Source organism: Pectobacterium jejuense (assembly GCF_026800125.1).
GTDB lineage: Bacteria > Pseudomonadota > Gammaproteobacteria > Enterobacterales > Enterobacteriaceae > Pectobacterium > Pectobacterium jejuense.
This window is the reverse complement of record NZ_JAPQKX010000012.1, coordinates 73,856-93,006: the sequence shown is the minus strand read 5'-3', so window position 1 is coordinate 93,006 and position 19,151 is coordinate 73,856. Positions and strand designations below refer to the sequence as shown.

The window sequence follows — 19,151 nt, the reverse complement described above, 5'->3', positions numbered from 1 at the left end:
CGAGAATCTAGGAAACACGCCATCAGCCGCAGGGGAAATCGTGAAAATGTACGGTATGCCCTTCTTCCGTCGTCAGAAAAATGGCGTACTGTGGGGCTTCCAGGCTGACCTCAAATCCCGGAGCGAAGCGCAGCGCGGACTGATGATTGGTGCCGCGTATCGTGGTGAACGATATACCTCGCCAGCCGCCGCTAGCAGGCCGATGCACATGCCCCGCAGAAATATGCCGCACATTGCCGAAGCGGTGACACACTTGATACAGCGCATCTGCTGCCTCGGGGGCTAATCGAACATTATCCAGCGCCGGAAGCCCGATCGACATCGGAGGATGATGCAGGAACAGGAACACATTCTTGCTTTCCGCAGCCTGAAGCTGTTGCTCCAGCCACGCCAGCCGCGCTGAACACAGCGTTCCACCCACCTCACCAGCCTGCAACGAATCCAGCAGAATGACGCAATCATCCCCCACTACCGTCACGTTCTGCAAAAATCCATTTTCATCCGCCAGCGTCGGGAACTGGGCCAAAAACGTCTCCCGATCGTCGTGATTCCCCATCGTCACACGCCAGGGAAGCTGTAGCTCGGACAGCGCCGAAGCCAGAAACGCATAAGATGCCGCGCTGCCGTCATCGGACAAATCGCCAGATATGACCACCAGATCGGCATCGCGATGGTGTGCATTGATGTCGGCAATCGCCGCCTTCAACTGCTGTTCCGGGTCGCGGCCATGCAAGTTACCGCCTTGTGCGGTCAGATGGAGGTCGGAAAGTTGAATCAGTTTCATATTATCCTCGGTTTTCACTATCCACGTGCTATCGCCTGCCAGTACCGTTACGCCGACTGGCGGCGGATTAGCGGGGCAGCCACTTTCGCTCGACACGCGGGTTCTTGTACCTGAGACTGGCGTCGATCGAGCAACGCCAGCGCCTGTGCCGCCATCGTTGCGGGATCCTGACGAAATGTCGTCAACGCATAGGCATCCCACCCTGCGGCCGGAATATCATCAAACCCGATCACCATGAGATCCTGCGGAACGGCCAGCCCACTCAGCTTTGCGCGATCGATCACGCCGAACGCCACTAAATCGTTAACGCAGAACACCGCATCTGGCCTGGCGGCTTCGGGAAGCGAAAATAGCGTCTGCCCCACCGTCAACCCGTCGTCATAGTCCGTATCATCACCACGTACCACAACCACGGGCAGCCCTAACAAACGCGCTTCTTCACAAAACGCCTGTTCACGTTCGATGATATTGGGCGTTGCCGAAGCCGCTCCGGCCAGAGCCAAACGCGTTCTGCCCGATGAGGCAAACAGCCGCGCCGCCATACGCGCGGCGGTGTCATTATCAATGTGTACGCTGTCACACGCGGGTTCGTGCCGCCCAATAACAATCAGCGGCTGGCCGTTTAACTGCGCCAACTCGACGAATTCTTTTGGCGGCGAGCCGGAAAGCACAATCGTCGCTTCCGCACGGTGACCAAACAGAATCGAACGCGCGGCGGCCATCGCTTCTCGCACATGACCGGTATTGATGAGCACGGGAATCGAACCGCGTTGAATTAAGGCCTGCGACAGCTCTGCGACCAAATTGGCGCGAAACCCAACCTCAGGGTGTGTCACCACTAGCCCAACCAGACGGCTGCTGTTCGCCAGCAGGCCGCGTGCCAGATCGTTAACCTGATAGCCCAACTCCTGCGCCGCCGTCATCACTTTGGCATAGGTGGCAGCCGACACGCTGGCGCCAGGGGTAAAACTGCGGGACACCGCCGAGCGCGATACGCCAGCCCGACGTGCAACATCCTGTGCGCTAACGTAGCCCTGTTTACCTGCCGTCATTTCCCTATCCTTGCCATTACGTCAGCTTTCAAAAAACGTTCCACCACCAGCATGAACAGCACAGAAGGAATCAGCAGCACCAGCGCGGTAATGGAAGCGATCTGATAGTTACCGCCCGCTCCCGCGGTATAGAGCAGCAGTGGCATCATCTGCACATCCGGTGCCCCGACAAAATAGCTGCCGGTAAATTCATCCAGCGATTCGAGGAAGACGAAGATGGCCGATGCCATCAGCCCCGGCATAGCCAGCGGCAAGGTGATATCGACAAAAGCACGCCACGGCCCGGCACCAATTGAGCGCGCCGCCTGCTCCATTTCACGCCCCACCGCCGAGAACGCCGCCGAGGCAATCCAGACCGCAAAGACCAGCCCGTGAACCGTATGAACCAGCACCACGCCCAGCAGCGTGCCATTCAGCCCCCACTGATAAAACAGGCGGGCGATATTGACGTACACCGTCAGATTCGGAAATGCCTGCGGGATCAGAAAGACCAGCAGTATCAATCCACGAGCAGGCAGCGGCAGGCGTGCCAACGCATATCCCGCCGGAATCGCTAGCGACAGCGAGGCCAGCACGGTGAACACCGCCACCATCACGCTATTTCCCAGCGCTTCCCAGGCCACCCCGCGTGGTGAAAACACCCGCTTCCAGAAGGCGAAGCCCCAGTCATTAGGCAGCAGATGGGGATAGAACCATTTTTCTGCCACTGACCACAGCAGGAGGTTAGCCAAGGGCCCAAAGATCAAGAAGATCAGCGTCCCCAGAATCAGCATCCTCGGGATCCACCACAGTACGTTCTTCATGCCTTCTCCCTCATATTCAGGCGGAGATAAATCACGGCAAACAGGCCGGTCATCAGCAGGGAAATCACCCCCAACGCATTCGCCACGCCATAATCGCCGTAGGCGTTAATGCGGAAAGCAATATTGGCAGTTAGCATCGTCGGTGACTGGGCATTGATCATCATCGGTACGGACAGCACCGACATCATGGTGACGAAAGAGAGAATGAGTCCGGTAAGCAGCGTTTGCCCAACCTGAGGCACCACAATTTCACACAGAATGCGCAAGCGCGATGCGCCTAAGTTACGGGCGGATTCGATCATCGTGCGATCCAGCGACGCCATCGCGCCCGCGACCAGCAGCGCCACAAACGGTGTCTGTTTCCAGACGAAGGCAAACACGATACCGCGCCAATCCAGCCAGTTGCTGGCGCTGGCCATATCGACAATGCCGAGCGTATCCAGTGCGCCATTCAACCAGCCGTTCTTAGCCAGAAACGTACGTAAAATTTGCCCGGTCACAATAAACGGGATAAACAGCGGCCAGCGATAGACCCAGCGCAGCAGCACCACCATCCGCGGACTTTCCCCCAGCGTCAGGTAGCCGCCGATCATGACGGACAGCAGGCCAATCAACAGCGTTGAGAGGCTCACAATCAGTAAGGTAAACAGAATATCGGGCAGATACAGCGTCAATGCCGTGACAAAATTATCAACGCCTACGCCATTTTGACTGACAAAAGCGCCCCCAACCGACAGCCCCAGCGGCGTGATAAAACAGACAGCCACCACCGCCAACGCGGGTAGCACAAGCGCGATACCCGCCAGTCGGGAAGAGAATTGGGATACTTGCAACATGAATGTCTCCGCGCTCTGGCTTCATCCCACCAGAGCGCATGTGGTACTAGGTGTGTATACCCTAAATAATTCGAGCTGCATGAAGGCGGCAACCGCACGAGTCCCCAGGAGCTTACTCAGGTAAGTGACTGGGGTGAGTAAGGGCAGCCAACGCACAAGCAGCTTGAAGTATGACGGGTATAATTACTTCGCCATCGCCTGCTCATAGGCGTTCAAAATCGCAGTGTGGTAAGGCGCGATAGGGAACGTCTTGCCTTTGCTCGCCAGTTCATCAGGCGTCACGTCCGTGAACAGGCGCTGCCATACTGCGGGCTTCAACTCTGCCTGAACGTACTTGGCGTCGATCCCCGGATACCAGTTAAAGCGTTCCACAATCCCTTCAGCCTGCACTTTGGCGCTGGTTGCCAGTTCGACAAACTGTTTAGCCAGTTCGCGGTTCGGTGCCTGTGCGGGGATGACATAGTGCATCGGCTGCCCTGGCATACCAGGCGCAGGCAGCAGCAATTTGAAATTGTCCGGCAGCTGCCCGCTCGCTTTCCAGGAATAGAACATGTCGACCCATACCGGCCCCATCGCGATTTCACCGCGGCTCAGCATATCGAGCGTGCCAGCGTTGCCCGGCGTCAGCGTCACGTTCTTGTTAAAGGCTTTCAGGCGCTCAAACGCCGGCTGCCATTTCTGCGCTTCCGCCTCATCAAATGGTCCGTTCATCAGCTTCTGGGCATCACCACCGTAAGCATAAATCCAGCCCATGACGAAGCTGACGCCCGATGCGCCGCCCTTAATGCCGTTGTAGCCGAACATCTTCGGATTCGCAGCGGCCCACTGTTGGATTTCGTCATAGCTTTTAGGCGGATTCGCGACCATGCTGGGGTTATAGGCCAACGCCGTCTGGCTGCTGAACATCGGCATGACGTAGCCCTTTACGTCCGTGCCCATGGCTTTATCCGCGGCAGCCATGCTGACCAGCTTGCCGCTGGCGATATCATCGCGATATTTCAGCAGGTCGCCCTTTTGCACCATCGGGCCGACAAATTTCTCGTGCACAACCGCCACATCGGTGTCCCAGACTTTAGCACCAGCGGCCTGTTGTGCATTGAAACGCTCAAGAATCTTCTGCGACCCCGCATCACCCGGCCCGGTGCCGACGGCACGTACTTTTACGCCGGGATGCTGCTTCTCAAACAGCGGCCCCAGATATTCATTGACATAGTCGACCATGTTTTGGTCACCCGCCGTCAACACCGTTAATTCCTGTGCCTGTACCGCCGCCAGCGGCGTACTCATCATCAGCGTTGCAGCAAAAATGCGTTTCATCTCATTTGTCTCCAATTCAGGATCAGGCCGTCAGGCCGGGAAGCGGGGAATAAAGTGAAGTGGTATCCGGTATCGCCGTCGAAGATGTTGCCTCTTCTGCCAGCGGGAAAAGAAACAGCGCCTCGGCAGGGATCTGCACCGCAACCCGCTGCCCGATGGCATAGGGATGCGACGCATGAACCTGTATCCGCCAGGTGCCGCTGGAAATCGTATGTAGCCAGTATCCGCCGGGGTAGCTTTGGGACTGTACCGTGCCGTAGCGCATCAACATGCCGGGCTGGATAAGCGGGACGTCCGCCGCATCGTAAAGGCGAGCGGCTTCGGCACGAAAACGTGCTTCTATCGCGCCGGGCTGTAGCGACGTATTCGCTGGCACCAGCGAATGGCTTTCAGCATCTCCGGGAATCATCAGCGTATCGCCGTCATAGCGCGCTTCCAGCACCAGCCGATTTTCTGCACCCATAAATGCGGCGACAAACGAACTGGCCGGATGGTGATACACCTCTTGCGGGCTGCCCGCCTGCATGATGCGACCCTGATTCAAAATCACGATGCGGTCCGCCATCACCATCGCTTCTTCGCGATCGTGCGTCACGTGGATCGCCGTCAATCCCAGCCGCTGTTGCAGCGCACGGATCTCATCACGCAGTTGCAAGCGGATGCGGGCGTCCAGATTGGAGAGCGGTTCGTCCAGCAGCAGAATATCCGGCCGTACCGCCAATGCGCGACCCAAGGCGACGCGCTGACGCTGTCCACCGGACAGTTCCGCAGGCTTACGGGCGCTCAGGCCCGTCAACCCAAGCATGGTTTCCAGTTCCGCCACACGGCTGGCAATCTCCGCACGCGGTACGCGGCGCAAACGCAGCCCGTAAGCAATATGCTGTGCCACCGTCATATGCGGCCACAGCGCATAGCTCTGAAACACCAGCGCCATTCCACGTTTCTCTGGCGGCGCTTGCGTCATATCCTGTCCGTTAACGCGAATCGCCCCCGCACGCGGTGACGAGAACCCAGCAACCGTACGCAGTAGTGTCGTCTTGCCGCACCCTGACGAACCGAGCAACGCCACGAATTCGCCCTGCGCAATCTCCAGATGGATATCGTTCAATACGGCGGTCGTGCCGTATCCAACATGTAGATGGTCGATGACAATGTGCGGGGCTGCCGCAGAGGAAGTTGTTTTTTGCACAGCTGTGCATTCCACGATAATCAAACAATGCGCTGATTGTGCGGTGACATCGTGTCAGTGGCGTGTTGTCACCGTGACATTTCAATGACACGACTGACGAGGAAGATAGCGGCGAAATTTTTTAGCGAGAAGGGAAACGAGGGAATGGGTCTCTTGAGTATTGGCCATCTCCCCATACGCGGAGACGGCCAACGGTATGTCGCGCTTACAACAGGTTCTACAACAGCTGTGCCAGACGGTTCAGGTCAGATTGAAGCGCACCGGCGGTGACATCGCGCCCCGCGCCCGGCCCACGGATAACCAGCGGGTTATCCCGATACCAGCGGCTTTCAATCGCAAACACGTTATCACCCGGCAACAGCGAGGCCAGCGGATGATCGGGGCGAACCGCTTCAACGCCAACGCGCGCTTTACCGTTGCTGTCAAAGCGTGCGACGTGACGCAGAACCAGACCCATTTCCTGTGCCGCTTCCAGACGACGCAGCATCTGCTCGTTCAGCGAATCGCCGTTCTCGAAGAAGTAATCGACAGAACCCTGCTCACAGCCCGGCGGCACCAGCGATTCAACCCGAACCTGACTTGGCTCGATGTCATAGCCCGCTTCACGCGCCAGAATCACCAGCTTACGCATGACGTCCTGACCAGAGAGGTCAACACGCGGATCCGGCTCGGTCAGTCCTTGCTGGCAAGCTTGATCGACGAGTTCGGTGAACGGCACGGTGCCGTCAAACTGCAAGAACAGCCAGGAAAGCGTGCCGGAGAAAATCCCGCTAATCGCCAGAATACTGTCGCCGCTTTCTCGTAGATCGCGTACGGCAAAGTTGACCGGCAACCCTGCGCCCACAGTCGCGTTATACAACCAGTGACGATCCGTTTTCGCGAACGCATCGCGGATCTGGCGATAGTTATTGCCGCCGGATGCACCCGCCAGTTTGTTAGCACTGATGACGTGGAAGCCATAGCTGGCGAAATCCAGATACAGATCGGCGACCGATTCACTGGCGGTGACGTCCAACACCACCAAATCATCGAAGGGGTGCGCACGCATCCACAGGAACAGATCTTCACCATCCCGCTCTTGCGCTTCACTTTCGAAGAAAGCTAACGCGCGGCTGGCATCCAGTCCGTCATAGTTCAACAGGCTGCGCGTACTGTCCACCACACCGGCCAGTACAAACTCAAAACCGGTGCGTGCAGACAGATTGCTCTGCTCACGTGCAAATAGCTCCAGCCAGCGTGAACCAATATTCCCTTTGCCGAACAGCACTAATCCGATGCGTTTCTCTGCCCGGAACAGCGAATGGTGCAGCCCACGGATCAAATGCTCTGTCGGTCCGACACGCAGCACCGCCACCAGACTGATGCCATCATCGGCCTGGCGGACAAATTCAATCGGTTGATCTTTCAATTGCTGATAGAAACGGTGGCTATGCAGCGGATTTTTACCCACGCCTGCACCGACCATCGCGACCATCGCCAGACCGTCACGCTGATTGAGTTCAACGGGTAACGCGGCCTGTGCCAGCAGTTGCAGCGCGCTATCCACCACTTCGGAGGTGTAGCACAGTTGCAGCAGATTACGATCCTGATGAACGCCGACTGCCAGCGGTTTCAGCTGCGCACGGTTCAGAAGCTGTTCGACTTCTTTTTGCAGCAGCACAAAATCATGTTCAGAAGGAACCTGAACTTCAATCAGACACACGTCATCATGGCTGGTGACAATTTTGGCACCCGTACCTGACGCCAACACGCGTTCAATACGCGTCGACCCTTGTTCAGGCTGATAGCTACAACGCAGTTGCAGGTCAATATCGCTGCCGGAAACGGGCTGTAAGGTACGCGTATGTAAGACCGGTGCCGCCAGACGTGCCAGTTCACTGGCTTCATCCAGTCGCAGCAGCGGCAGCAGGCAGGCATCTTTCACTTTGCGCGGGTCGGCGCTATACACCCCGGCGACGTCGCTCCAGATGGTCACGCGCTCAACGCCCGCCAGTGCACCAATTTGTGTGGCGGAATAGTCACTTCCGTTGCGCCCCAGCAGCACCGTTTCACCGGCATCATTGCGGCAGATAAAACCGGTTACCACTAAACGCTGACCTGCGTGTTGCGTCAGATATTGCTGCAACAGCGGCCAGGAACGTCCTTCATCCACCTGCGGCTGCGCGGCACGTTCCGCGCAGAGAAAATCACGCGCATCCAGCCACGCTGCATTCATATCCAGATGGTTCAACACGGCAGACATCAGGCGAGCCGACCAAATTTCACCGTGCCCAACCACTTCGGCGTAGACGGCATCCGTTATCTTGCCATCCAGCAGCGCAGCCAAACGCTCCAGATCGCGGATAAACTGAGCGGTCAGCGTCTCTGCCTCTTGCGCAGGCAGCAGCCCGGCAATCAGTTCACTGTGGTAGCGGCGTAATGCCTGCTGAACCTGATGCGCCGACAGACGATCGCTCTGGCTCAGTTTCAACCAGCTAATCAGCTGGTTTGTGGTACTGCCTGCGGCAGAGACCACCATCAAATCACCGGGGTGGCTATACTCCGCCATAATACCGGCTACGCGCAGGTAACACTTCACATCGGCCAGACTGCTACCGCCAAACTTATGCAGCTGTCGGCCCGTTACCGATGGCGCTACTCCTAATGCACTCATTCTTACCTCTTGGCTGCGGCTTGAAACGCACGATCCAGATCGGCAACCAGATCATCGCCGTCTTCAATGCCGGTGGAAATACGCAGTAATGTTTCAGAGATACCCGCCGCAGCACGCGCTTCTGGCGCCATGCCGGCATGCGTCATCGTTGCCGCATGAGAGATGAGGCTTTCCACTCCGCCCAGCGATTCCGCCAGGGTGAACAGCTCCAGCGACGCCAGAAAACGGCGCAGCGTGTCTTCATCTCCATCCAGTTCAAAACTTAGCATAGCGCCAAAGCCAGATTGTTGACGGCGGGCAATATCATGGCCGGGATTGTTCGGCAGTGAAGGATGGTACAGCGCCTTCACCAACGGCTGCGTCTGTAAGAATTCAACCACTTGTTGCGCATTACGCTGCGCGGCCGCCATACGTGGCGATAAGGTACGCAGGCCACGTAGCAGCAGATAGCTGTCAAACGCTGCGCCCGTAACACCGATGTTGTTCGCCCACCAGGCCAGTTCAGTAATGGTATCGGCATCTTTGGCGATCACTGCACCCGCCACGACGTCAGAGTGACCATTCAGGTACTTGGTACATGAATGCACCACCAGATCGGCACCCAGCTCCAGCGGCTTCTGCAACGCCGGACTCAGGAAGGTGTTATCCACCACGCTGACCGCACCCGCTTCCCGCGCGGCCTGACAAATCGCGGCAATATCCACGACGCGCAGCAGCGGATTGCTCGGGCTTTCCACCAGCACCAGCTTCGGCTTTTCTGCCAATGCCGCGTTGAGCGCATCGGTATCACTTTGATCGACAAATTTGACGCGAAATGCGCCGCGCTTGCTCAGGCTGTCAAACAGACGATAGCTGCCGCCGTAGCAATCATGCGGTGCCACCAGCAGATCGCCGGGACGCAGGAACACCGTGCAAACCAGCATAATCGCCGACATCCCGCTGCTCGTCATTACCGCACCCGCACCACCTTCCAGTTCGGCAAGCGCACGCTGCACAACATCACGCGTGGGGTTACCGCGACGCGAATAGTCATGTGCGCGTGGCTGGTTGAATCCGGTAAAGTTATACGTGCTGGAAAGGTGAATGGGTGGGACGACGCAGCCATACTGCTCATCATCATTTAACCCGCTGCGGACTGCGATCGTTGCCTGTTTACGCGTCATCGGCTCATTTCCTGGCTGGAGGCTGAAAAGATAGGAACTTAAGAGTAAACGCAGTTTTAATAGACGTCAACACATCTAGACATCTAAACTTCTTTGCGTATAGATTGAGCATAAGCATAATAACCGCTAGAATTGTGGCATTTCATGACAGATGCTGTCTTCATTAGATTAATTTTTAAGGTATCCCATGGCTGAGTGGAACGGCGAGTATGTCAGCCCTTACGCTGAACACGGTAAAAAAAGCGAGCAAGTCAAGAAGATAACAGTATCTATCCCATTGAAAGTACTAAAGATACTGACTGACGAACGCACGCGTCGTCAGGTGAACAACCTGCGCCATGCCACCAACAGCGAGCTGCTGTGCGAGGCGTTCCTGCACGCGTTCACGGGACAACCGTTACCGAATGACGAAGACCTGCGTAAAGAACGCAGCGATGAAATTCCTGAAGCCGCGAAAATCATCATGCGTGAAATGGGTATCGACCCAGATACGTGGGAATACTGATCGCGTTTGCGCTGTCAATTTTCTAGCGAACCCCGCCTTCTCCGGCGGGGTTTTGCTATGCAGTGCATCCCGCTCAACACATCACTCTTCATTAACCTCTAAAACTTCGAACTTCCACCGCTCGCGCTTCTTCCGATCGCTTCCTCTTCCACTCACATTGTGAATCGGGATTGCATTTAATTTGTTATGTTATAACATATCATTTTTGACCTATGACGGTGATATGCCCGCATCATGACAGAGCTTCTCTCCAGTAACCCCGTGCTGCTACAGCTTCACCATGTTTCCGTTGCCGACGCCAATCGCGCGCCGAGGCTCAGTGATATTTCTCTGTCTATGCAGGCTGGCGAGCGTTTGGCGCTGGTTGGGCCCAACGGCAGCGGTAAATCCACGTTGCTACGCGTGTTAACCAGCGAGCTCGGCACAACGACGGGGCACATCTACCTGAATGGGCAACCGCTAAATACACTCAGTCGCCATGAGCGAGCAAAGCGCATCGCGATTCTGGCGCAGAACGATGCACCAGATCTGCGTCTGCGGGTCGCAGAGTACGTCGCCTTAGGGCGGATTCCCCACCACGGATTCAGCACACCTGCGTACGATCGCCAGCTCATCGAGGAAGCGCTGGACGATACGGGATTATTACCGCTGCGCCACCGCCTGCTGGGTACGCTCTCCGGTGGAGAACGTCAACGCGCATCGCTGGCACGTGCGTTCGCGCAAACGCCGCAACTCCTGTTGTTGGATGAACCCACTAACCACCTCGATCCGTTAGCACGTGCGCAGTTGCTGTCTCTCGTGCGGAAACGCGGTATTTCAACGCTGGCGGTGCTGCACGATCTGCCACTGATCACCCCCTTTGCCGACCGTGTCGCTGTTTTGCAGCAGGGAACGCTACTCCGCTGGGGAACACCTGCACACGCGCTGAGCGCAGACTGCGTGAAATCCGTATTTGGGATGGAGAGCTTTACGGTGCCACACCCGATAAACGGTTCGCCCATTCGCATCTTTGAAGCCCCTGAACTGCACTAAGGAACCATGATGAAAATAACGCTTCTGTCTGGACTGCTAGCATTGACGTCGTGCTGGGCACACGCCTCGGGTTTTCCCGTCACGGTGGATAGCTGTGGGCAACCGCTGACCTTCACCCAGCCGCCACAGCGAGCCGTTATTCATGACCTGAACATGACGGAAATGGCCTTTGCACTTGGGCTGCAAAAAAATATTGTCGGGCTGACGGGGATCACCGGCTGGTATAAAGCGCCCCCAGACTTTATCAAGCAACAGGGCACCATCCCTGAACTGGCAGCAAAATACCCGACGTTGGAAAACCTGCTAGCTGTACACCCGAATTTCTTCTTTGCAGGGTGGAACTACGGCATGAAAGTCGGTGGCGAAGTCACACCGCAAGCGCTGCAAAAATACGGCATTCAGACGCTGGTACTCAGCGAAAGCTGCGTTTTCACCGAACAGCAGAAACAGCGGCCGCGAGCCAGCATGGCTCTGCTTTACGGTGACATGCTGAAACTGGGGAAAATCTTCGGTAAGCAGGAACAGGCTCAGGAACAGATTGACGGCTGGAAGCAGCACATTGCCGAACTGCAAACCCGTATTGGCAATCAGCCAAAGCAGACGGTTTTTCTGTATGACTCTGGCGACGATAAGCCGTTTACCAGCGGGAAATTCGCCATGCCAACCGCCATCATTGAGGCCGCGGGCGGCAAGAACGTAATGGACGATATGGAGACGAGCTGGGCTTCAACATCGTGGGAAAGCGTAGCGGCACGCGAGCCTGACTTTATCATTTTACTGGATTACCAGACGGGCAACGGTGCAGATGCCTTAAGACGTTTTCTGGAATCACATCCGCTGATGAAATTTACCCCCGCCGTACAACAGCATCGCTATCTAAAGCTGCAATATGCAGAGCTCACGCCGGGACCCGCGAATATCGCTGCCGTCGATAAACTGGCACACGCACTCTACCCGGATGCCTTTAAGTGAGCCCAACGTCTTCACGTTATGCCGCGACCTTCGTTATCGCACTTCTGATACTGGCTGGGCTGATGCTGTTAAATATTGCGACAGGCAGCACGACGATTCCCCTCACGCAGGTCGCCAGCGTATTGGGGCTATCGTCGGCAGACGTGTCACCGATGACGTCACGCATCATTCTTGAACTGCGTATTCCTCGCAGCCTGCTGGCAGCGCTGTGCGGCGCGGGGTTAGCGATGGTCGGGGCCTTTTTGCAAACGGCGACCCGCAACGATCTGGCAGACCCCTTTCTGTTTGGCCTGTCTGCCGGTGCCTCAGCGGGTGCGGTCGCCGTCATCACCCGCTTTGGTGAGCAACTCGGTGACTGGGCGCTGCCGATGGCGGCCTTCTGCGGCGGGATCTTATCGGCCGTTGCCGTGACCGTGCTGTTTCTGCTGCAACAGGCGCGGGGCGCAGAGCGCCTGATTATCTGTGGATTAGCGATCTCATTTCTGTTCGGCGCGCTGACGAACTATCTGGTGTTTTCCGGCGATCAGCGGGCCGCCAGCTCGATTCTTTTCTGGTCGCTGGGCGGGCTGGGCCTTGCCCGTTGGGACACGTTGCCTTTTGCGGTGTTCAGCGTTCTGCTGCTATTCGGCCTTACCGCCCTGCGCTGGCGCGCGCTCGACGCTCTGCTGGCTGGTGGACAAACGGCGGCCTCAATGGGGGTGAATCTGTCTCGCGTACGGGTGGAAATTTTCATCTGCTGCGCGTTCGCCACGTCGCTGCTAGTCGCGCTGACTGGCGTGATTGGTTTTATCGGCCTGATGATTCCCCATCTGGCTCGCCCATGGAGCGGTGTGCTACACAAGAAGCTTCTGCCAATGACCGCCGTGCTGGGTGCGATACTGCTGTGCGGCGGCGATTGGCTCAGCCGGCAGCTACTGGCACCACAGGAATTGCCCATCGGGATTATTACCGCGGGATTGGGCGGCATCTTCGTTCTGGGAATGCTGGTAAAACGTCAGCAGGGATGAAAGAGGTAGACTTAAAATAACCCCAATAACCCCACAATATTGCCAAATGGAGTTATTGGGGTTATCTTTACCGTATTAAAGGGCAACGGGGTGCAGGGATGGATAGCAGGACGTTAATAGCAGAAATCAAGGCCGATGGGTGGGAGCTGATAAGAGTGAACGGAAGCCACCACCATTTTATGCACCCCAGCAAACCGGGATTAGTCACAATCCCCCACCCGAAGAAGGATTTACCGATAGGCACGGTAAAAAGCATCAGGAAACAGGCAGGAATATGATCATCGCTGACTCGAAGAGGCTGAATTATGTTTTATCCGATTGCAATTGAAGCAGGCGACGATACCCACGCATACGGTGTAACCGTGCCAGATCTACCGGGCTGTTTTTCTGCAGGCGATACGCTAGATAATGCCATCGCGAATGCTAAAGAGGCGATTACCGGACATATCGAATTGCTGATCGAGATGGGTCAGGATATTCCCACCGTGTCGTCAGTAGGCCAATTGGCAAAAAGTGCAGAATACGCTGGGTACACGTGGGCGGTTGTTGATATTGATGTGACGCGCTTAATGGGCGGTTCAGAAAAAATTAACGTTACACTGCCTAAATCGCTGATTGACCGAATTGATCGTTGCGTGGCAAGTAATCCTGAATTTAAAAGCCGCTCAGGGTTTCTCGCGCAGGCAGCATTAGAGCGAATCTCGTCTTCACGATGAACAGCACTGAGCTACCAGAAACAACAAAGGCACCTGTCGGTGCCTTTGCAGAAAGTTACTGTACCAATTGGCCAGTAGAACTTATTTTTTAGCGCCTGGAACGGAGAAACGCTTGTTGAAGCGGTCAACACGGCCACCAGTTGCAACATCACGTTGTTTGCCGGTGTAGAACGGGTGGCATTCGCCACAAACGTCCAGGTTCAGGTCACGACCCACGGTAGAATGGGTTTTGATCACGTTACCGCAAGAGCAAGTTACAGTAACTGCAGAATAATTCGGGTGAATACCTTTTTTCATGGGGAAACCTCAGTTAAGGCCGTGTCGCTATCCAGCCCTGTTCCGCCAGACACCACACGAAAGTTGTATAAGTAAGTTTCATTATGCAAACGGCGCGATGATTTTCGCGAACAGCATAATGGCGGCGGATCATACAGAATCCGCTACCCTGATGCAATCGCATCCACACATTATCCCTCGCAGCATGTACACTAGCGCCTTGCGTTATTTTCACCCCGCGTCGCGCATGATACAGACCGCTCGGTTATGTCATTGATCGCCACGCAAATCACGTCGACTATCACGGAGAAGTTATGTCTGTCGCTCAGGTCGCTTTGCCCGTGCCATTGGCACGTACATTCGATTATTTGCTACCCGCAGGAGGCATCGCTCCGCAGGTCGGCGCGCGCGTCAGCGTCTCCTTTGGTAATCGTAAAGCGATCGGCATTATTACCGCGCTGAGCAACACCAGCGAACTTCCGCTTGAGCAATTAAAACCCGTGCATGACGTGCTGGACGAGCAGCCGCTGTTCCCACCCAGCCTGTGGCGCATTTTGCTGTGGGCCGTTGAGTATTATCACTATCCGATTGGCGAAGTGCTGTTCCACGCGCTGCCGATCCTACTGCGTCAGGGGAAACCCGCACACCGCGCGCCGCTCTGGCAGTGGTTTGCTACCGAGCAGGGTCGCGCGACGCCGCTCAGCACGCTCAAACGCGCGGCAAAACAGCAGCAGGCGCTAGCGGCCTTACTTCAGTCGCCGCTTTATCGCCATCAGGTGAGCGAAATCGGGCTGACGGAAACGGCGTTGCAGGCACTGCGCAGTAAAGGACTGTGCGAATTACAGGCCGCAGAACAAACGCTTCACGACTGGCGTCAGAACTTTAGTCTGGCGACTGACCGACTGCGTTTGAATACCGAACAGGCTACTGCCGTCGGCGCGATCCGCAGCGAAGATAATCATTTTGCCGCCTGGCTGCTCGCAGGCATCACCGGGTCGGGCAAAACCGAAGTCTATCTCAGCGTGCTGGAAAATGTGCTCGCGCAGGGCAAGCAAGCGCTGGTGTTAGTGCCGGAAATTGGCCTGACGCCGCAAACCATCGCCCGCTTTCGCGAACGGTTTAATGCACCGGTGGATGTGCTGCATTCGGCACTCAACGACAGCGAACGCCTTGCCGTCTGGCTACGTGCCCGCAGCGGTGAAGCCGCCATCGTCATCGGAACACGGTCGGCTTTATTTACTCCGTTTGCCCGTTTAGGGCTGATTGTGATCGATGAAGAACACGACAGTTCCTATAAACAGCAGGAAGGCTGGCGCTATCACGCCCGTGATTTGGCAGTCTTCCGCGCCAGAGAAGAAGACATTCCTATCGTCATGGGGACGGCGACGCCCGCGCTGGAGACGCTGTATAACGTCCAGATCGGCAAGTATCGACGCTTGAATCTGACCAAAAGAGCGGGCAATGCCGCGCTCGCCAAACAGCACGTCATCGATCTGAAAGGGCTGCCGCTGACGGCCGGATTATCCCAGCCTTTGATTACCCGCATCCGCCACCATCTGACAAACGATAATCAGGTTATCTTGTTCCTCAATCGGCGCGGGTTCGCCCCCGTGGTAATGTGCCACGAGTGCGGCTGGATTGCCGAGTGTCAGCGCTGCGATCACTACTATACCTACCACCAGCATCAGAGGATGTTGCGCTGCCACCACTGCGACAGCCAGCGCCCGGTGCCACAACAGTGCCCCGGCTGCGGCTCAACGAATATGGTGCCGGTCGGTCTGGGTACCGAGCAATTGGAACAAAGCCTTGAGCCGATCTTTCCCGATGTCCCGATCACCCGCATCGACCGTGACACCACCAGCCGTAAAGGAGCGCTTGAGCAACAGCTCTCGCAGGTCAGGCAAGGCGGCGCACGTCTTCTCATCGGCACACAGATGTTGGCGAAGGGGCATCATTTCCCTGACGTAACGCTGGTGGCTTTACTAGACGTGGACGGCTCGCTGTTCTCTGCCGACTTCCGTGCAGCCGAACGTTTTGCCCAGCTCTATACTCAGGTGGCGGGTCGCGCAGGACGTGCAGGCAAGGCGGGCGAAGTGGCGCTGCAAACGCACCACCCAGAACATCCACTATTACAAACGCTGCTGCAACAGGGCTACGATGCCTTTGCCAGCCAGGCGCTGACTGAACGGAAAAGCGTTTTTCTGCCGCCGTTTACCAGCCATATTCTCTTCCGCGCTGACGACCACGATAATCAGCAGGCCGCGTTATTCCTCCAGCAGTTGCGCAATTTGCTGGAGGCGAGCCCGCTGCGGGATGAATCACTCTGGCTGCTGGGCCCAGTCCCTGCTTTGCAACCCAAACGCGCGGGACGCTTCCGCTGGCAGCTTTTGCTACAGCACCCCTCCAGAGCGCTATTGCAGAAACTGGTCAGAACGTCGCTGACGCTAATCGGCACGCTGCCGCAGGCGCGTAAAGTGAAATGGATGCTGGATGTCGACCCCACGGACGGTTAGCGCTTCCTGTTAGATCATTTCGGTTTCTTGCCACTCATTTTTTGCGATCGGCGTCGAGAACACGATATTCATCACATTTTCTGTGCAAATTAAGCAACAAAACCTGCGTTCAATCTGTTATCACTGTCTGCGCAGGCCGTATGCTGAAGCCAGACCGTTTACTGAGGTCAGGTCGTGTTGAGGTATAGCGCCGTTCCACCGGCATACCGTTCCCGAAAAGCGTTACCCGTAATCATAGAAAGTCAGTAGACAGGGGCGTTCTGCTGACAGTCAGCGCCAGTTAACGCTGACGCAAGGAGAAAAGCGTTGAAGCAGAAGAAAGGCGTCACCACGGCGACGATGAAAGACGTGGCGGATGAAGCGGGCGTTTCCACCGCGACCGTATCCCGAACGTTAATGAACCCAGAGAAAGTCTCTGCGACCACCCGTAGGAAGGTCGAGCAGGCTGTCATCGCCGTTGGCTATTCGCCTCACGCACTCAACAGGAATCTCAAGCGTAACGAATCGCGCACGATCCTGACGATCGTCCCGGATATCTGCGATCCCTATTTCTCCGAAATATTTCGCGGGATCGAGGAAACGGCAGCCGAACACGGCTATCTGGTGTTGATTGGCGATTGCGCTCACCAGCATCAGAAAGAAAAAACCTTCGTTGACCTGATTATTACCAAGCAGATCGACGGCATGCTGTTACTCGGCTCTAATCTGCCGTTTGACGCAGGCCAGGAAGAGCAGCGTAATCTGCCGCCAATGGTAATGGCGAATGAGTTCTCGCCGGATCTGGCGCTGCCCACCGTGCATATCGATAACCTGACCGCCGCCTTTGAAGCCGTACACTATCTGCATCAGGCGGGTCACCAGCGCATCGCCTGCATTGCTGGCCCAGAGCACATGCACCTGAGCCAATATCGCCTCCAGGGATATATTCAGGCCCTGCGCCGCAACGGGATTCTCATCGATAACCAGTATATCTTTCGGGGCGATTTCACCTACGAAACTGGGATTAACGGCCTGATTGCACTGATGCAACATCCTCAGCCCCCCAGCGCGGTCTTCTGTCATAGCGACCTCATGGCGCTGGGCGTGCTGGCGCAGGCCAGAAAGATGGGGTTGGATATCCCGCGCGATCTCTCCGTTATCGGTTTCGATGATATCGAACAGGCGCAGTACAGCTGGCCGACTCTGACTTCTGTCGCCCAGCCTCGTTATCAGATCGGACGCGAGGCAATGCTGCTACTCTTAGAGCAGTTGCAAGGTAACACGGTACAAAGCGGTTCGCGTCTGTTGTCCAGTGAGCTGGTCATACGCGACAGCGTCGCCGCACCGAATTACGCCCGTAACAGGCTTTAAGACTTCAGGTGCTGGTCAAATATTTGAGGGTTCAGTAACATGACCCCCTAATTATATTATTTACCTATCAATTCACAGCGAAACGACAGTGGCACAAAGAGACTACGTGAGCCGGGGACGTTCATCAGGGACGCGTCGGAAAACGACAAATAGCCGGAAAAAAGGCAAGGCTTCAGGTGCGTCCAAGACGATGATCGCACTCGCTGTTGCCGTTTTGGTCACCTTCGCGGGCGGTCTGTACTTTATCGCCCATAATAAACCGGACGAGTCACCCGTCCTGCCGCATCAGAATGCGGGCAAAGGTAACGGGCTGCCACCCAAACCGGAAGAACGCTGGCGTTACATCAAAGAACTGGAAAACCGTCAGTTGGGCGTCACGACGCCAACAGAGCCTTCCGCGGGTGGCGAGATTCAGTCGCCAGTGCAGTTGACGGATGAACAGCGCCAGCTGTTGGAACAGATGCAGTCAGATATGCGTCGTCAGCCAACGCAGCTTTCCGAAGTGCCGTATAACGACCAGACGCAGGTTCCGCGCTCTCAGGTGACGATCAAGCCGCCGACCCAATCGATGCAGCAGCCGCCTGTCGTGACAACGCAGCCTACCACGCGGGCGCCTGCGATCACGCAAACGACGCCTGTTGTTCCAAGACAAGACGTTCCAAGACAAGACATTCCAAAACAGGAAGCGCCGAAGCAACAGCCGGTCAAACAGCCTGAAGCACCAAAAGCCGAGAAAACCCAGCGCTGGGCGATCCAATGTGGCTCCTTCAAAACCATGGATCCTGCCGAATCGGTCAGAGCACAGCTGGCGTTTGCCGGTATCGAAAGCCGCATCACCTCTAACGGCGGCTGGAACCGTATTATGCTTGGGCCTTATAACAACCGTGCTGCCGCAGATAGCATGATCCAACGTCTCAAGGGCGCGGGCGCATCAAACTGTATTCCTCTTGCTAGCGGGGGTTGAAAAACCCCACGCCTTCCCC

General features: G+C 56.3%; 18 protein-coding genes. 9 read left to right on the top strand and 9 right to left on the bottom strand.

Features of this window, described 5'->3' with window-relative positions:
• Positions 1-22: 22 nt before the first annotated feature.
• From NXT09_RS19625 to metB, 8 genes are all read right to left on the bottom strand, one after another.
• A complete protein-coding gene (locus tag NXT09_RS19625) occupies positions 23-880 on the bottom strand; it encodes a phosphodiesterase (protein ID WP_268580935.1) in 858 nt (285 codons plus the stop codon).
• Positions 832-1,836, bottom strand: coding sequence for a LacI family DNA-binding transcriptional regulator (locus tag NXT09_RS19620; RefSeq protein WP_268580934.1), 1,005 nt, complete (start codon positions 1,834-1,836; stop codon positions 832-834). Before NXT09_RS19620 ends, NXT09_RS19625 begins: the two co-directional genes overlap by 49 nt.
• Positions 1,833-2,639, bottom strand: coding sequence for an ABC transporter permease (locus tag NXT09_RS19615; protein ID WP_039505034.1), 807 nt, complete (start codon positions 2,637-2,639; stop codon positions 1,833-1,835). The genes NXT09_RS19620 and NXT09_RS19615 overlap by 4 nt, the downstream gene beginning before the upstream one ends.
• A complete protein-coding gene (locus tag NXT09_RS19610) occupies positions 2,636-3,475 on the bottom strand; it encodes an ABC transporter permease (RefSeq protein ID WP_268580933.1) in 840 nt (279 codons plus the stop codon). The genes NXT09_RS19615 and NXT09_RS19610 overlap by 4 nt, the downstream gene beginning before the upstream one ends.
• Positions 3,476-3,658: 183 nt before the next feature.
• A complete protein-coding gene (locus NXT09_RS19605) occupies positions 3,659-4,792 on the bottom strand; it encodes an extracellular solute-binding protein (RefSeq protein WP_104209604.1) in 1,134 nt (377 codons plus the stop codon).
• 22 nt (positions 4,793-4,814) lie between these two features.
• Complete coding sequence (locus NXT09_RS19600) at positions 4,815-5,981, bottom strand: ABC transporter ATP-binding protein (protein ID WP_268580932.1); 1,167 nt, start codon at positions 5,979-5,981, stop codon at positions 4,815-4,817.
• Between the two features lie 217 nt (positions 5,982-6,198).
• Positions 6,199-8,634 (bottom strand): bifunctional aspartate kinase/homoserine dehydrogenase II, encoded by a 2,436-nt coding sequence (locus NXT09_RS19595; protein ID WP_240584272.1) that lies wholly within the window; start codon positions 8,632-8,634, stop codon positions 6,199-6,201.
• Positions 8,635-8,636: 2 nt separating this feature from the next.
• The gene (gene metB / locus NXT09_RS19590; protein WP_039281157.1) at positions 8,637-9,797 is read right to left on the bottom strand and encodes a cystathionine gamma-synthase; all 1,161 of its coding nucleotides are present in this window, start codon (positions 9,795-9,797) and stop codon (positions 8,637-8,639) included.
• Between the two features lie 187 nt (positions 9,798-9,984).
• Here metB and metJ point away from each other — a divergent pair, with 187 nt between their 5' ends.
• From metJ to NXT09_RS19560, 6 genes are all read left to right on the top strand, one after another.
• Positions 9,985-10,302: a met regulon transcriptional regulator MetJ gene (gene metJ, locus NXT09_RS19585; RefSeq protein ID WP_005973355.1), complete on the top strand. Its 318-nt coding sequence runs from the start codon at positions 9,985-9,987 to the stop codon at positions 10,300-10,302.
• Positions 10,303-10,536: 234 nt separating this feature from the next.
• On the top strand, positions 10,537-11,334 hold the full coding sequence (locus tag NXT09_RS19580) for an ABC transporter ATP-binding protein (RefSeq protein ID WP_268580931.1): 798 nt from the start codon (positions 10,537-10,539) through the stop codon (positions 11,332-11,334).
• A 9-nt stretch (positions 11,335-11,343) separates the two neighbouring features.
• Positions 11,344-12,306 (top strand): ABC transporter substrate-binding protein, encoded by a 963-nt coding sequence (locus NXT09_RS19575; protein WP_268580939.1) that lies wholly within the window; start codon positions 11,344-11,346, stop codon positions 12,304-12,306.
• Entirely contained in the window at positions 12,303-13,313 is a 1,011-nt protein-coding gene (locus tag NXT09_RS19570) for a FecCD family ABC transporter permease (RefSeq protein ID WP_268580930.1), read from the top strand. The genes NXT09_RS19575 and NXT09_RS19570 overlap by 4 nt, the downstream gene beginning before the upstream one ends.
• A 98-nt stretch (positions 13,314-13,411) precedes the next feature.
• The gene (locus NXT09_RS19565) at positions 13,412-13,591 is read left to right on the top strand and encodes a type II toxin-antitoxin system HicA family toxin (protein ID WP_010281507.1); all 180 of its coding nucleotides are present in this window, start codon (positions 13,412-13,414) and stop codon (positions 13,589-13,591) included.
• A gap of 27 nt (positions 13,592-13,618) precedes the next feature.
• Positions 13,619-14,029, top strand: coding sequence for a type II toxin-antitoxin system HicB family antitoxin (locus tag NXT09_RS19560; protein WP_268580929.1), 411 nt, complete (start codon positions 13,619-13,621; stop codon positions 14,027-14,029).
• An 81-nt stretch (positions 14,030-14,110) separates the two neighbouring features.
• On the opposite strand, the gene rpmE is transcribed toward NXT09_RS19560, so the two are convergent.
• The gene (gene rpmE / locus NXT09_RS19555; RefSeq protein WP_010281510.1) at positions 14,111-14,326 is read right to left on the bottom strand and encodes a 50S ribosomal protein L31; all 216 of its coding nucleotides are present in this window, start codon (positions 14,324-14,326) and stop codon (positions 14,111-14,113) included.
• Between the two features lie 293 nt (positions 14,327-14,619).
• Here rpmE and priA point away from each other — a divergent pair, with 293 nt between their 5' ends.
• The 3 genes from priA to ftsN all read left to right on the top strand — a co-directional run bounded on the left by priA (position 14,620) and on the right by ftsN (position 19,132).
• Positions 14,620-16,818 (top strand): primosomal protein N', encoded by a 2,199-nt coding sequence (gene priA / locus NXT09_RS19550; RefSeq protein ID WP_268580928.1) that lies wholly within the window; start codon positions 14,620-14,622, stop codon positions 16,816-16,818.
• 306 nt (positions 16,819-17,124) lie between these two features.
• Positions 17,125-18,168, top strand: a complete 1,044-nt coding sequence (gene cytR, locus NXT09_RS19545; RefSeq protein ID WP_268580927.1) for a DNA-binding transcriptional regulator CytR — start codon at positions 17,125-17,127, stop codon at positions 18,166-18,168.
• An 88-nt stretch (positions 18,169-18,256) separates the two neighbouring features.
• A complete protein-coding gene (ftsN, locus tag NXT09_RS19540) occupies positions 18,257-19,132 on the top strand; it encodes a cell division protein FtsN (protein WP_268580926.1) in 876 nt (291 codons plus the stop codon).
• Positions 19,133-19,151 lie beyond the last annotated feature (19 nt).